The organism is Curtobacterium sp. SP.BCp (assembly GCF_051903255.1).
Classification (GTDB): Bacteria; Actinomycetota; Actinomycetes; order Actinomycetales; family Microbacteriaceae; genus Curtobacterium.
Window position 1 is genome coordinate 3157779 of the sequence record NZ_CP194338.1, and the last position, 13202, is coordinate 3170980.

The following is a 13202-nucleotide window of genomic DNA, read 5'->3' on the forward strand; positions in this document are numbered from 1 at the left end:
GGTGTTCCTGTTCGTTCTTTGCGTGATGAAGCGGGCCTGTGCGTCGGTTGGTTCGACTCAGTGCTCGCGATGATCTGCTGTTCGTTCCTCGGCCGCGTCGTCCAGCCCTTGCGCAGTGCGATGAGCGACGAAGGCACCGATGAGCAGGAGGGCCAGACCACCCGCCATCCCCACGAGGAGGCCCGTCTCGGCAATGCCCCGGGCGGCGGAAAAGCTCAGGATGCCAGCGCCACCGATCGCCACGGCTGCTCCGTGCATCCACCAACGCGCGGCGCGGTGCCCGGCCTTCCACGTGTCTTCCGTCCTCATCACTGATGCAATGCGGATGCCAGCCCCACCATTGCGTCGCAAGACTCCCCGAGCAGCGAGCTCGGCGGTGAGTGCGACGGCGAGCCCACTGCAAGTCAGGGCGATTCCGGAAAGCAGCATGAGGATCAGTGAAACGCTCCTCCGGCTGCTCGTCAAGTATCAAATGCACAATATTTTCATCCGCGATCGCGTCTGCTGGTCGCGGCGTCTCCGGCTCGGAGGCACGACGCACCCCCGCCACGATCGGCAGGATGGGTGCATGGCCACCTCCATCCCCCTCCGTGACGGTCGCAGCATCCCCGCCGTCGGCTTCGGCGTCTACAAGGTCGACGACGCCGAGGCCGCCGTCGCCGTCCGCACGGCGCTCGACGCCGGGTACCGCCACGTCGACACAGCCGAGATGTACGGGAACGAGCGCGGCGTCGGGGAGGCGATCCGTGCCTCCCGGCTTGACCGTGACGACGTCTTCGTGACGACCAAGGTGTGGAACGACCACCAGGGTCGCGACGCGACCCTGCGGGCGTTCGACGCCAGCCTCGACCGGCTGGGGGTCGACGCCGTCGACCTGTACCTGATCCACTGGCCGGCGGCGGCCCGCCACCAGTACGTCGAGACGTGGCGGACGCTCGTCGAGCTGCGTGCGTCCGGACGTGCGCGGAGCGTCGGGGTCTCGAACTTCCAGGTGCCGCACCTCGAGCGGATCATCGACGAGACCGGCGGGGTGCCCGCGGTGAACCAGGTCGAGCGGCACCCGTGGTTGCCGCAGCGCGAGTTGATGGCGTTCCACGCCGAGCACGGCATCGTTACCGAGGCATGGTCGCCGCTCGGTCGGGGGCGTCTCGTGGACGAACCGGTGCTGACGACGATCGCGGAGGCGCACGGAGTGAGCGTCGCGCAGGTGCTCGTGCGGTGGAACGTGCAGCAGGGCGTGGTGGTGCTGCCGAAGTCGGTGACGCCCGAGCGGATCCGCTCGAACGTCGACGTCGACGGGTTCACGCTGACGGAGGACGACCTCGCGGTGATCGCGACGCTCGAGTCCGGGCAGCGGACGGGCTCGCACCCGGACTCGGTGTCGTAGGGCGGGTCTCAGCCCTCGCGCAACAGGCCGCTGAACGCGGCGGTCGCCATCACTGTTCCACCGATGGCGAGGCCGATGCCGATGACGCGCACGAAGCCCGGTGTGAGCGGCTTCCCGTTCATCAACTCGTCGCCGCCGATCCGCTGCGCCCACCGATTGAACACCGCGACGGTGACGCCCCAGACCGCTGCTACCAGGCCACCTATCGCGAAGAACCAAGCCGGACCGCTCACTCGCCCCTCCTGCGAGCGAGCTGCTGGCGCAGGTTGCGGACGAACAGGACCTCCATGCCCAGTGCGACCGCGGTCAGGACCACGGCGAAGGCGATGTTCACCGCGCCCTGACCTCGGGAGAGCGCTGCGATCGGCAGCCCCACCACGAGCACGGCACACACGACGACGTTGAACCACGCCCCGACGACCCCTCCGGGGGTCCGGCCGGTGCGCTCCATCCAGGGAACGGGCATGCGCCGGAAGCTACTCGTCGAGCCTGAGCCGGCGTCTGCCGATCAGCCCTGGCGGTCCTCCTCGGACTGCCACGGCAGGTTCAGGTCGCCCGGTTCCGGTTCGACGTCGCCGGCGTCGTCCGCGCCGCCGGTCCCCGGTGCCGCGACGACACGGGACGGGTCGATGCCGTCCTCACGGAGGCCGGCGTCGTCGCGCTGCTCCGTCTGGGAGGCGACGGTCTCGCGCTCGCTCGACGGACTGTAGGACGTGTCCGCCGCGCGCTGGGTGCGGTCGTCGAGACCGTCGGCGCCCTCGTGGTGCGCAGCGTCGCGCAGTTCGTCGTCGCGGGCGCGGTCGTCGGACTCGTCGGGGCCGGGGGCCTGGGGGATGCTGTCGCTCATGGGCTGCACAGTAGGCCGCTCCCCTCCGGCAACGGTTCGGTCACGACCGCCGTCGTCCGGTTCCCGTTGCCCTGTCCGCGCGGAGGCATCGCACTAGGGTCGTTTCAAGGGGGAACGACGTGGAACGAAGGACCAGGACGATCGCGGCGCTCGGGGCGACGGCGGTGGCAGTGTCGACGATGCTCGTGCTCAGCAGTTGCTCGCTGTTCGGCGGCGACGACGCCGTGCCGGCGCCCACGAGGACGGCTGCCGCGGGACCCGACGGCGGATCGTCCGACGCGACCGAGCCGGTACCGACCCCGACCACCTCCCCCGTGCTCACGCCGGGCAGCGTCGCCGCCGAGACCGAGGTCGTGTCGAAGTCCGGCGACACGAGCCTCCACGTGCGGATCGTGCAGCGGCCGGACGGGCTGTTCGACGCCGAGCTGTCCGACTACCGGACCACGAACCCGCAGCCCATCGCCCTGCAGTTCCGCCATCGTCCTGCTGCGTACGCCGATGGGTACGACACGGTGGTCCGGAGCCAGGTGCAGTGGAGCGGGACATCGGCGCCGGTGAAGGTTCCGCTCGACGATGCCGGCAGGACACCGGACTACCTCTCCAGTGCGGTGCTGGTACCGATGCCGAACGAGGACGGCTCCGAGTCCGACGACCGACCGTGGGTCGGCTCCGTCCTGGCGATCGGCGCCCTCGACTGGAGGCTCCCGAACCCCTACCCCCAGCTGGAGGTGACCGTCGGGAAAGCCCGCCCGGGCGCCTACGGCTGGGTCCGCGACGCCGACGGCGCCCCGAGGACCTACGGTGTCTCGCACGGCGACGAGCTCTCGACGGTCAGCGAACGGTTCGGCGTCACCCCGGCGCAGCTGCGCTGGATGAACCCGTACCTCGAGACGCGCGGTGCCGAGGAGTGGCTGCTCGAGGGAACGACGCTCAACCTGGACCCCGCAAAGCGCTGACGTCCCCGACCTCCGTTACGGTGGTGCAGCACCCGCACCACCTGGAGGTCCCATCGTGACGATCGTCGCCGCCGCAGACGGCTCCGCTCTCGGCAACCCCGGCCCGGCCGGCTGGGCCTGGTACGTCGACGACGACCGATGGGCAGCGGGCGGGTGGCCCAAGGCGACGAACAACCAGGGCGAACTCACCGCCGTGTTGCAGCTGCTCCGTGCCACGAAGGACACCGGCGAGCCGCTGCACATCCTGTGCGACAGCCAGTACGCGATCAAGGCGTGCACCGAATGGCTCGCCGGGTGGAAGCGGAAGGGCTGGCGCAAGGCCGACGGCAAGCCCGTGCTCAACGTCGAGATCATCAAGGAGCTCGACGCCGAGCTGCAGGGACGCCAGGTGCGGTTCGAGTGGGTCAAGGGACACGTCGGACACGAGATGAACGAGGCCGCCGACGTCCGCGCCCGTGGTGCCGCGACCGCGTACCAGAACGGCACCGAGGTTCCGCACGGCCCCGGCTGGCCCGGCGTCGAGGTCACCGAGCCGGAGCCCCTGCCCGAGGCGACCCCGCCCGCGACCCTGTTCTGATGGGACGAGCGCCGGGTCCCGACGAGGCACGGTCACTCGTCGAGTCACGGCTCCACGACGGCGAAGAGCTCCTCTGGGTCGGCCGGAGTGATCCGGCCCGCGTCTTCGTGGACGCCGATCGGTGGCTGATCCCGCTGAGCGTGCTGTTCTCGGCGGTCCTCGCCGTCGCCGACGTCGCAGTGTTCTCGTCGGGCGCCCACCCGGTGACCATCGTCGTGCTCGCAGCACTGTCCGTCGCTGCCGCGCACGTGCTCGTCGGGCGCTTCCTCGTGAAGCGGCACCGCAAGCGCACCGACGTCTACGCGGTCACGGACCACCGAGTGCTCGTGGTGAACGAGCGCCGGGTCCGGGAGACCTCCGCGAGCCGGACCGACTGGTACGTCGATCGCTCCGCCGAGCACATGTCCGTCGAGTGGGACGACTCACGCCACCTCGACACGCTCTTCTGGGGTGGAAGCGAGGCGGTGCGGCAGTACGCGAACACCGGCCTCGACCTCACGCCCGAACGCGGGAACTTCGCGCTCTACGACGTCGCGGACGGCGAAGCCTTGCTCGCCGCGCTGCGGCGAACTTCTGGCCGGTGAGGTGGACCCGGCCTGGCAAGTCGGGCAGGCAGCGGGGTCAGTAGGTCCCGTCCCGCCGGTCCTGCCGGGTGATCTGCTCACCGGACGCCGGATCGATCCCACTCCGGGTGGTCGTCGTGGTGCGACGGCCGCCGAACGCCACCGCCAGGCTGATGATGAGCAGCACGACGCCGGCGGCCATCAGGATGTAGCCGATCAGGCGGAGGTCGACCCCGGCGACCTGGATGTTCAGGGCGAACGCCACGATGGCGCCGATCACGATCAGGGCGATGCTCGATCCGATGCGCATGGCGGTTCCTCTCGACGGTCCCGGCCACCGGACGGGGCTGGGCTGCCGTCGAACGTACCCGGACGTCAGAGTGGGCGTTCCCACAGTGTGACGGTGCTCTCCAGCCGGTCGTACCGGTAGGCTTCGTCTCCCCCGTCGGCTCGTACCCGAGCGAACGCCAGAACGGCTCCGCCACGTCCGCGTTCGTCGCGACGATCCCGAGCCGGAGCCGGGTGATCGGGACGGACGATGCCGGCACACCCACCCCGACGGACGCACGGGCGAACGCCACGACCTCGTCGTGCATCGCTCGCCCGAGTCCCTGCCCGTGCGACCCACCGCGGACGACGAGCAGTCCGATGTACGCGACCTCCGGCGCCGGGTACCCGAGCAGCACGTCCGCGAAGGCCACGAGACGGTCGCCGTCCCACAGTCCGAGGCCGTGCTTCCCCGCGGGGTCGAACCCGTCCGGGACGCCGATGAGCGCGCTGAGGCCGTCGGACGGCCCCGGCGGGTAGCCGGTGATGCGCTCGGCGTAGTCCGGCACCGACTCGAGGAGGTCCTGCAAGGCGGCGACGTCGCGCGCGGCGGACGCACCGCCGAGCGGACGGGCAACGGGAGCCATCAGTCGACGTCCACCTCGGCCCACCCGTCGAACCGGCCGATCTCGGTCACCCGGACGACCGCCTCGCCGGCCTCGTCGGAGGCGTCGAGGTCGATCGTCGCCGAGAACCCGAAGTCCTTGTCGCCGGACGGGTCCGCGAAGATCTGCCGCGCACGCCAGGTCCGCCCGGCGCCGTCCTCGGACAGCACGAGGTACCCCATCGAGCGCGCATCCGCGTCGGTGCCGATCGAGTCGTGCGCGTCGTAGTACTCCTCGAGCGCGTTGTCCCACGCCGATCGGTCGAACCCGCTGGTCGCGTCGAGCTGCCCGAGCCCCTCCGGGTCGTCGGCGGCGGCGAGCAGCACCCGCTGGAACAGGGCGTTGCGGACGAGGACCCGGAAGGCCCGCACGTTCCCGGTCAGGCGCGCAGGTTGCGGCGGCGCGATCACCTCGTGCTCGGCCTCCGCCAGCGCGACGTCTCCGTTGAGGAGCGCTTCCCACTCGTCGACGAGCGAGGAGTCCGTCTGCTTGACGACCTCGCCGAGCCACTCGATGAGGTCGTCGAGCTCGGGGGTGCGCTGCTCCTCGGTGATGGTCTGCCGCATGGTGCGGTACGCGTCGGAGAGGTACCGCAGGACGAGCCCCTCCGAGCGGGTGAGCTGGTAGAACCGCACGAAGTCGCCGAAGGTCATCGCCCGCTCGTACATGTCCCGGACGACGGCCTTGGGCGAGAGCGTGAAGTCGAGGACCCACGGCTGCTCGGCGGCGTAGGCCTCGTACGCGGCGGTCAGCAGCTCGTCCAGCGGCTTGGGCCACGTGACCTCCTCGAGCAGCTCCATCCGCTCCTCGTACTCGATGCCCTCCCGCTTCATGCGCGCGACCTCTTCGCCGCGCTCCTTGAACTGCTGCTGCGCGAGGATCGCCCGCGGGTCGTCGAGCGTGGATTCGACGATCGACACCATGTCCAGCGCGTACGTCGGCGACTCCGGGTCGAGCAGCTCGAACGCGGCGAGCGCGAAGGGTGAGAGCGGCTGGTTGAGCGCGAAGTTCGGCGCGACGTCGACCGTGAGCCGGTACGACACAGGCGGCCCGGAGAACCGCTCGATCACCCGTGCGTTGATGAGCGTCCGGGCGATGGTGAGCGCGCGCCGGGCCATCGCGAGCTGCCGGGATCGGGGCTCGTGGTTCTCGAAGACCAGCGCCCGGACGTTCTCGAACACGGATCCGCCGCGGGCCACGACGGAGAGCACCATCGCGTGGGTGATGCGCATGCGCGACACCATCGGCTCGGGCTCGGCCGCGATGAGCTTCTCGAAGGAGGCCTGCCCCCAGGAGACGAATCCCTCCGGCGCCTTCTTCTTCTTGACCTTCCCCTTCTTCTTCGGGTCGTCGCCGGCCTTCGCGAGGGCTCGGGCGTTCTCGATCTCGTGCTCAGGCGCCTCGGCGACGACGTCGCCCTCGGTGTCGTACCCGGCGCGTCCGGCCCGTCCGGCGATCTGGTGGAACTCGCGCGCGGACAGCTGCCGCATCCGCGAGCCGTCGAACTTCGTCAGGCCGGTGAGCAGCACGGAGCGGATCGGGACGTTGATGCCGACGCCGAGGGTGTCGGTCCCGCAGATCACCGGCAGGAGGCCGCGCTGCGCGAGCTGTTCGACGAGCCGACGGTACTTCGGCAGCATCCCCGCGTGGTGGACGCCGATGCCCGCGCGGATGAGCTTCGAGAGGGTCTGCCCGAAGCCGGCACTGAACCGGAACCCGGCGACGGCATCGGCGATGAGATCGCGTCGTTCACGGGACGCGACGCGGACGGACATCAGTGCCTGCGCCCGCTCGAGTGCCGCGGCCTGGGCGAAGTGCACGATGTAGATCGGCGCCTTGCCCTCCTCGAGCAGCCGTTCGACGGTCTCCTGCACGGGCGTCATGACGTACTCGTACGACAGCGGGACCGGCCGGGAGACACCGGTCACCCGGGCGGTCGGCCGTCCGGTGCGGCGGGACAGGTCGTCCGCGATCGTGGTGACGTCGCCGAGGGTGGCGGACATGAGGAGGAACTGCGCACGTTCGAGCACGAGCAGCGGCACCTGCCACGCCCAACCACGGTCGGGGTCGCCGTAGAAGTGGAACTCGTCCATGACGACGACGTCCACCTCGGCATCGGGCCCCTGCCGCAGCGCGAGGTTGGCGAGGATCTCCGCCGTGCAGCACACGATGGGGGCGTCGGCGTTGACGCTCGAGTCGCCGGTCACCATCCCGACGTTCTCCGCGCCGAACAGGTCGACGAGCTGGAAGAACTTCTCGGACACGAGGGCCTTGATCGGCGCCGTGTAGTAGCTCCGCTTCCCCTCGGCGAGCGCCGCGAAGTGCGCGCCGGCGGCGACGAGGGACTTGCCGGTGCCGGTCGGGGTCGAGAGGACGACGTTCGCGCCCGAGACGAGTTCGATCACCGCTTCGTCCTGCGCCGGGTACAGCGGTCGGCCGCCCTCGGCGGCCCACGCGGCGAAGGCCTCGTAGACGGCGTCCGGGTCGACGACACCGTCGACCGCCGCCGGCAGGGCGGCGACGAGCGGGGGCTGGGTGGTGACGTCGGTCATGCGTCCATCCTCCCAGGTGGGTGGTGACGACCGGACGGACTGGAGGCGCGGTGCGGGCCCGACCCGCGCCTCCAGTCCGGATCGTGCCGGGCCGCGAGCCCCGCTCCATACGCGCGCATAGACTCGCGACATGCGCGATCTCGGCTTCCTCTCCTTCGTCCCGAACCACGGTGGCACCGCAGGTGCCGCCGCCGCGCTGGAGGACGGCCTGCGACTGTTCGCCGCGGCCGAGTCGTTCGGCTACGGCACCGGCTGGGTCCGCGGGCGGCACTTCGAGCCGTTCCTGACGAGTCCGATGACGTTCTTCGCGGCCGCGGCACAGCGGACGAGCACGATCGGGTTCGGCACCGCCGTGCTGGGCATGCGGTACGAGGACCCGGTGCGGTTGGCCGAGGACGCGAGCACGGTCGACCTCCTGAGCAGTGGGCGGGTGCAGCTCGGGATCAGCACGGGCATCGCGGGCTACGGACCGATCCTCGACCCCGTGTTCGGCCCGGTCGACCGGAGCTTCCGCGACGAGGCCGAGGCGCGCGCCGCACGGCTCCTCGAGGTCCTGCAGGGGGAACCGCTCGGCACGGCGGGGAAGGGCTACGAGAGCATCCCGGCCGGGGCCGACCTGACCCTCCAGCCACTGAGCCCAGGGCTCCGTGGCCGCGTCTGGTGGGGCGGCGGCAGCCTCGGCACCGCGGTGCGCACGGCCGAGAAGGGACTGCTGCTGCACTGCTCGACGCTGAACACCGAGGACACGGGCGCGCCGTTCGCCGTGGCGCAGGCGGGCCAGATCACGGCGTACCGGGAGCGCTTCGCGGAGCTGCAGGGCACCGGTGAGCACGTCGACCGCACGCCGAGGGTCGCCGTCGGCCGGATCGTCGTGCCCCTCCTGGACGACCACGACCGCGCGGTGCACGAGGAGTTCCTGACCGGGTACGCGGCGGGCATGGACGACGAGGGCCGTCCGCTCTCGGGGCCGCCGTTCCGCTTCAGCAAGGTGGTCGCGGGCTCGGTCGAGCAGATCACCGAGACGCTCCTCGCGGACCCGGCGGTGGCGGCGACGGACGAGCTCGTGATCACCCTCCCGGCCAACGGTGACGCGGCCGCGCACGAGCGCATCCTGCAGATCGTCGCCGAGCAGGTCGCCCCAGCACTCCGCACAGCCTGAGCCGGGCTGCCCGCGCCCACTCCGCGCCGGCTGGGACAGCACGGACCGGATGGCATCCGGCGGGGCCCGCGACCGGGCTGGTGAGTTCCCCCGGGCCCCCGGCCGGATGACCATCCCGTCCCTGATCCGTACGGGATGGTGCGTCCATAGTTGCACTTCGCCACGGCGTTGTCACACCGAGTTCGCGGTATTCGGCGATTCAAGGTGAACGTTCGTCATTCATGGGATCCGGTGCACCGAACGACGAATGCGCCCCCGCGCAAGCGTGGGGGCGCATCCTGACACACCGGCGCCGTCCGGGCTGACCGATCGGATCAGGAGACCGGCTCGCACACACGACGGCACCGTTCATGGTGTGTACGCGACCGGTAACCAGCCGGAACGCGCGGATTCATGTTACTGAATGCACCACGCGCCCGTGCGGAAACCGGATGTGGTCACTGCTCCAGTTCGAGGGTCGTCGTGCCGGCCTCGTCGATCACCGAGGCCCCGACGTGCAGCGTGAACGCCCCGGGCTCGTACGACCAGGCACCGTCCCAGTGCGCGAAGGCACGGGCCGGCACCTCGATCGAGACCTCGGTGGAGGCGCCGGCGTCGAGGCGCACCGGGGCGAACCCGACGAGCCAGCGGACCGGCCGGTCGATCGCGGAGTCGGCACGCGAGGCGTAGACCTGCACGACGTGCTTCCCAGCGCGCGCACCGGTGTTCGCGACCGTCGCGGTGACGATCACGGAGTCGCCCTCGCGGACCGTCGGCGTCCCTGCGACACCGTCGATCGTCCAGGTCGTGTAGCCGAGGCCGTGCCCGAACGGGTACGCCGGCTCGGTGCCGGCGCGGAGCCAGGCCCGGTAGCCGATGTGCACGCCCTCGTCGTAGGCGACCTTGCCGTCCACCGGGGTGACGTTCGACACGGGGACGTCCGCGAGCGTCGCGGGCCAGGTCGTGGGCAGGCGCCCGCCCGGCTCCGCGGCACCGGTCAGCACGTCGGCGAGCGCGTTGCCGTACTCCTGCCCGCCGAACCAGGTGAGGAGCACCGCGGCGACGTCGTCGCGCCAGGGCATCTCGACCGGGGAGCCGGCGTTGACCACCACGACCGTGTTCGGGTTCGCGGCGGCGACGGCGCGGACGAGGTCGTCCTGGTGCCCCGGCAGCGCGAGGGAGTCGCGGTCGTAGCCCTCGGACTCGACCTTGCTGTTCGTCCCGACGACGACCACGGCGACGTCCGCGCCCGTGGCGGTGCGCACGGCCTCCTCGATCAGGACGGCCGGGTCCGCGTCGCTCGGCTCGGTGCCGAACTGGTACGCGAGCACCCCGCCGAGGGTCTCGTCCTGGACGACGTCGTACTCGATGCGGATCGCGACCTGCTGGCCGGCCTCGACCTCGACCGGCACCGACCGCGCCGGCGGGTTGAGGAAGGCGGCGCCGAGCTGGTCGCCCTCGAAGCCGACCTCCTCGTCGAGGACCAGTGAACCGTCGATCCACATCCGGGAGTGTCCGGCGGCGCCGATGCCGATCCGGACGGTGCCGGTCGTCGGTGCGGTGTACGTCGTGGTGATGTCGAGCCGGTCGGCCTCGCGCGTCGGGGCGTCCCCGCCGAACCAGAAGAGCGCGGTGGCGCGGCGGTCCTCGACGAAGATCTCCTCGCCGGCCCTGACGAAGGCGACGCGGGCACCGGGCTCGCCGGTCGCCGGGTTCGTGATGGTCGACAGCGGGAACTCCGCGATGCCCTCCTGCACGACCGCACCGATGGCGTGGTCGATCGTCGCACCCGGGAACGCGGCGCGGATGCCCTCGACCGGGGTCACGACGTGCGACGGCACGACGGTCGCTGAGCCGCCGCCCTGGCTGCGGGCCTGGTCGGCGTTGTGCCCGAGCAGGGCGACGCGCGACACGGCACCGGGGTCGAGCGGCAGGATGCCGGTGTTGCGGACGAGGACCGTGCCCTCCGCCTCGGCCTCGCGGACGAACGCGACGCCGTCCTCGACGTGCACGGGCTGCGCGGCGACCGGCTCGAAGCCCTCGAGGGCCCCGACGCGGGCGGCGAGCGTCAGGATGCGCCGGACCTTGCGGTCGATGTCGGCCTCGGGGACATCGCCGGCGCGCACCGCCTCGAGCAGCGGCCCCTCGCTCCACCACGGGTTCGGTCCGGGCATCGCGACGTCCTGCGACGCCTTCGCCGAGTCGACCGAGCGGACGCCGGTCCAGTCGGACACGACGATTCCGTCGAAGCCCCACTCCGAGTTCAACGGGGTCTCGAGCAGGTCGTTCTCCGACGCGGTCACACCGTTGATCGCGTTGTAGGACGACATGATCGCCCAGGCGTGCGCCTCGGTGACGGCCTTCTCGAACGCGAGCAGGTACAGCTCGCGCAGGGCCCGGTCGGACACCTCGGTCGAGGCGGTGAAGCGGTCGGTCTCGTAGTCGTTGGCGATGTAGTGCTTCGGGGTCGCGGCGACGCCGTTCTCCTGCACGCCCTCGACGTAGCTGGCCGCGAGGTCGGCGGTGAGCACCGGGTCCTCGCTGAACGCCTCGAAGTGCCGGCCGCCGAGGGGCGAGCGGTGCAGGTTGATCGTCGGGCCGAGGACGACGTCGACGCCCTTGCGCCGGGCCTCGACGGCGGCTGCCGCGCCGTAGCGCTTGGCGATCGCCCGGTCCCAGCTCGCCGACAGCGCGGTGGCGGACGGGAGGTTGAGCGACGGGTCGCGCTCGTCCCACACCTCGCCGCGGACGCCGGACGGGCCGTCCGACATGAGGATGCGGCGGAGTCCGATCTTCTCGATCGGCCAGGTGGTCCAGAAGTCACGTCCGGTGAGCAGCTGCACCTTCTCCTCGACGGTCAGCTGGTCGAGGAGCGCGTCGATGCGCTCGGCCAGCGGACTGGAGGCACGGGTCGTCTCGTTCACGATGGTCACGGTGGTCGGTCCTTTCGTGGGGGCGGGCGTCAGCGCACGCCGCGGATGCGGGAGACGGAGGCGATGCCGAGCAGGCCGACCACCGCTCCGGTGATGAAGAACCCGCTGTAGCCGCCGGTCACGGCGATCACGCCGGGGGCGGCCGCGGGGACGATCGACTGCGGGAGCGCCTGGGCGATGTTCACGACGCCGAGGTCCTTCGCGTTGTCCTGGTCGGACGGCAGCACGTCGGTGATGAGCGCGAGGTCGACCGCGTAGAAGACGCCCATGCCGGCGCCCATGACGAACTCGCCGACGAGCACCATCGACAGCGACGGCGCGAGCGCGATGAGCACGAGGCCCACGACGCCGACGACCCCGGCGACGGCCACGAAGAGCTTGCGGCGCCCGAGTCGGTCGGACAGCCAGCCCGCGACGAGCGAGGTGAGCACGATGCCGACGACGTTCCACAGCGTGCCCTGGAACACCGCGTTGGCGAGGGTCGCCTCGTTCACCCCGATGTCGTCGCGCAGGAAGTACGTCAGGTAGGACACCGCGGTGTACTGCGCGGCGACCATCATGAAGCGGGTGAGCCAGGCCCAGCCGAGGTCCGGGTGCTTGACCGGGTTGAAGACGAACGAGCCGAAGAGCTGTCCGACGCCGAGCTTCGAGGTCGGGCGGTTCACGAGCACGCGGTCCCGGAAGAGCACGGCGTAGAGGACGACGAGCGCCGATCCGATCGCCCCGGGGACGATCATCTGCGTCGCCGAGGTCGAGAAGAGCTGCACGAGGAAGGTGCCGCCGACGAGCGCGAGGTTCTGCGCCAGTCCGAGGAGCGCGGCGACGCGGCCGCGCTGCGAGCGCGTGACGTGGTCCGGCATGACGGCGGTGAGCGCGGCGATCGTGGCGTTGTACGCGATCTGGGCGACGCCCCAGGCGACCACGAGGACGACGACGGAGGACGTCGTCGCGACGGCCACGAGGGCTGCGAAGCCGACCACGGTGCCACCGATGATCCACGGACGACGCATGCCGAGCCTCCCGGCCGTCCGGTCGCTCAGGCGACCCGCCAGGGGGTTGGCGACCATCGCCGCGAACGCGCCGATGCCGAGGGCCGTGCCGAGCACACCGGCCTGGTTCTGGGGCGCGATCTCCGCGACCTTCAGCGCCATCGCGACGAGCACGGGCGGCAGGAGGGCGATGAACAGGCCGAACATCGCGATCGGCATGCCGAGCGTGTACATCAGCGGGTTGCCGCGACCGCGCGTGGGGGCGACGGCGGTCGGGGTGTCGGCCATGGTCAGGGCGTCGTTGGCCACTGGGTCCTTCTTCCGGGTG

General features: G+C 71.1%; 13 protein-coding genes and 1 pseudogene. 5 read left to right on the forward strand and 9 right to left on the reverse strand.

What is annotated here, in order from left to right:
- Positions 1-57: 57 nt before the first annotated feature.
- Positions 58-429, reverse strand: a complete 372-nt coding sequence (locus tag ACRQ4C_RS15075) for an SdpI family protein (protein WP_439689247.1) — start codon at positions 427-429, stop codon at positions 58-60.
- A 139-nt stretch (positions 430-568) separates the two neighbouring features.
- On the opposite strand from ACRQ4C_RS15075, the gene ACRQ4C_RS15080 reads away from it, so the two are divergent.
- Entirely contained in the window at positions 569-1387 is an 819-nt protein-coding gene (locus ACRQ4C_RS15080) for an aldo/keto reductase (protein WP_439689248.1), read from the forward strand.
- Between the two features lie 8 nt (positions 1388-1395).
- On the opposite strand, the gene ACRQ4C_RS15085 is transcribed toward ACRQ4C_RS15080, so the two are convergent.
- Genes ACRQ4C_RS15085 through ACRQ4C_RS15095 form a run of 3 tightly spaced genes read right to left on the reverse strand, consistent with a single transcriptional unit; the run spans position 1396 to position 2234 of the window.
- Positions 1396-1620, reverse strand: coding sequence for a hypothetical protein (locus ACRQ4C_RS15085; RefSeq protein WP_439689249.1), 225 nt, complete (start codon positions 1618-1620; stop codon positions 1396-1398).
- Positions 1617-1853, reverse strand: coding sequence for a hypothetical protein (locus tag ACRQ4C_RS15090; RefSeq protein WP_439689250.1), 237 nt, complete (start codon positions 1851-1853; stop codon positions 1617-1619). The genes ACRQ4C_RS15085 and ACRQ4C_RS15090 overlap by 4 nt, the downstream gene beginning before the upstream one ends.
- A 42-nt stretch (positions 1854-1895) precedes the next feature.
- Entirely contained in the window at positions 1896-2234 is a 339-nt protein-coding gene (locus tag ACRQ4C_RS15095) for a hypothetical protein (RefSeq protein ID WP_439689251.1), read from the reverse strand.
- Positions 2235-2353: 119 nt separating this feature from the next.
- Here ACRQ4C_RS15095 and ACRQ4C_RS15100 point away from each other — a divergent pair, with 119 nt between their 5' ends.
- The 3 genes from ACRQ4C_RS15100 to ACRQ4C_RS15110 are packed head-to-tail and all read left to right on the forward strand — an operon-like array spanning position 2354 to position 4351.
- Positions 2354-3190: a hypothetical protein gene (locus ACRQ4C_RS15100; RefSeq protein WP_439689252.1), complete on the forward strand. Its 837-nt coding sequence runs from the start codon at positions 2354-2356 to the stop codon at positions 3188-3190.
- Positions 3191-3245: 55 nt separating this feature from the next.
- A complete protein-coding gene (locus ACRQ4C_RS15105; RefSeq protein WP_439689253.1) occupies positions 3246-3767 on the forward strand; it encodes a ribonuclease H family protein in 522 nt (173 codons plus the stop codon).
- Positions 3767-4351, forward strand: a complete 585-nt coding sequence (locus ACRQ4C_RS15110) for a hypothetical protein (protein WP_439689254.1) — start codon at positions 3767-3769, stop codon at positions 4349-4351. Before ACRQ4C_RS15105 ends, ACRQ4C_RS15110 begins: the two co-directional genes overlap by 1 nt.
- Positions 4352-4388: 37 nt before the next feature.
- Here the strand turns inward: ACRQ4C_RS15110 and ACRQ4C_RS15115 are convergent, their stop codons facing one another.
- The 3 genes and pseudogenes from ACRQ4C_RS15115 to ACRQ4C_RS15125 all read right to left on the reverse strand — a co-directional run bounded on the left by ACRQ4C_RS15115 (position 4389) and on the right by ACRQ4C_RS15125 (position 7814).
- Positions 4389-4640: a DUF6458 family protein gene (locus tag ACRQ4C_RS15115; protein ID WP_058725573.1), complete on the reverse strand. Its 252-nt coding sequence runs from the start codon at positions 4638-4640 to the stop codon at positions 4389-4391.
- 304 nt (positions 4641-4944) lie between these two features.
- Positions 4945-5244: pseudogene (locus ACRQ4C_RS15120) on the reverse strand (hypothetical protein); the annotation flags it as partial.
- On the reverse strand, positions 5244-7814 hold the full coding sequence (locus tag ACRQ4C_RS15125; RefSeq protein WP_439689255.1) for a DEAD/DEAH box helicase: 2571 nt from the start codon (positions 7812-7814) through the stop codon (positions 5244-5246). The gene ACRQ4C_RS15125 and the pseudogene ACRQ4C_RS15120, both read right to left, overlap by 1 nt.
- A gap of 130 nt (positions 7815-7944) precedes the next feature.
- Between ACRQ4C_RS15125 and ACRQ4C_RS15130 the strand changes: the two genes are divergently transcribed.
- Entirely contained in the window at positions 7945-8973 is a 1029-nt protein-coding gene (locus tag ACRQ4C_RS15130; RefSeq protein WP_439689256.1) for an LLM class flavin-dependent oxidoreductase, read from the forward strand.
- Positions 8974-9410: 437 nt separating this feature from the next.
- Here ACRQ4C_RS15130 and ACRQ4C_RS15135 read toward each other — a convergent pair whose 3' ends face one another.
- Entirely contained in the window at positions 9411-11885 is a 2475-nt protein-coding gene (locus ACRQ4C_RS15135; RefSeq protein WP_439689257.1) for a glycoside hydrolase family 3 protein, read from the reverse strand.
- A 29-nt stretch (positions 11886-11914) separates the two neighbouring features.
- Positions 11915-13183, reverse strand: a complete 1269-nt coding sequence (locus ACRQ4C_RS15140) for an MFS transporter (protein WP_439689258.1) — start codon at positions 13181-13183, stop codon at positions 11915-11917.
- Between the last annotated feature and the right edge of the window lie 19 nt (positions 13184-13202).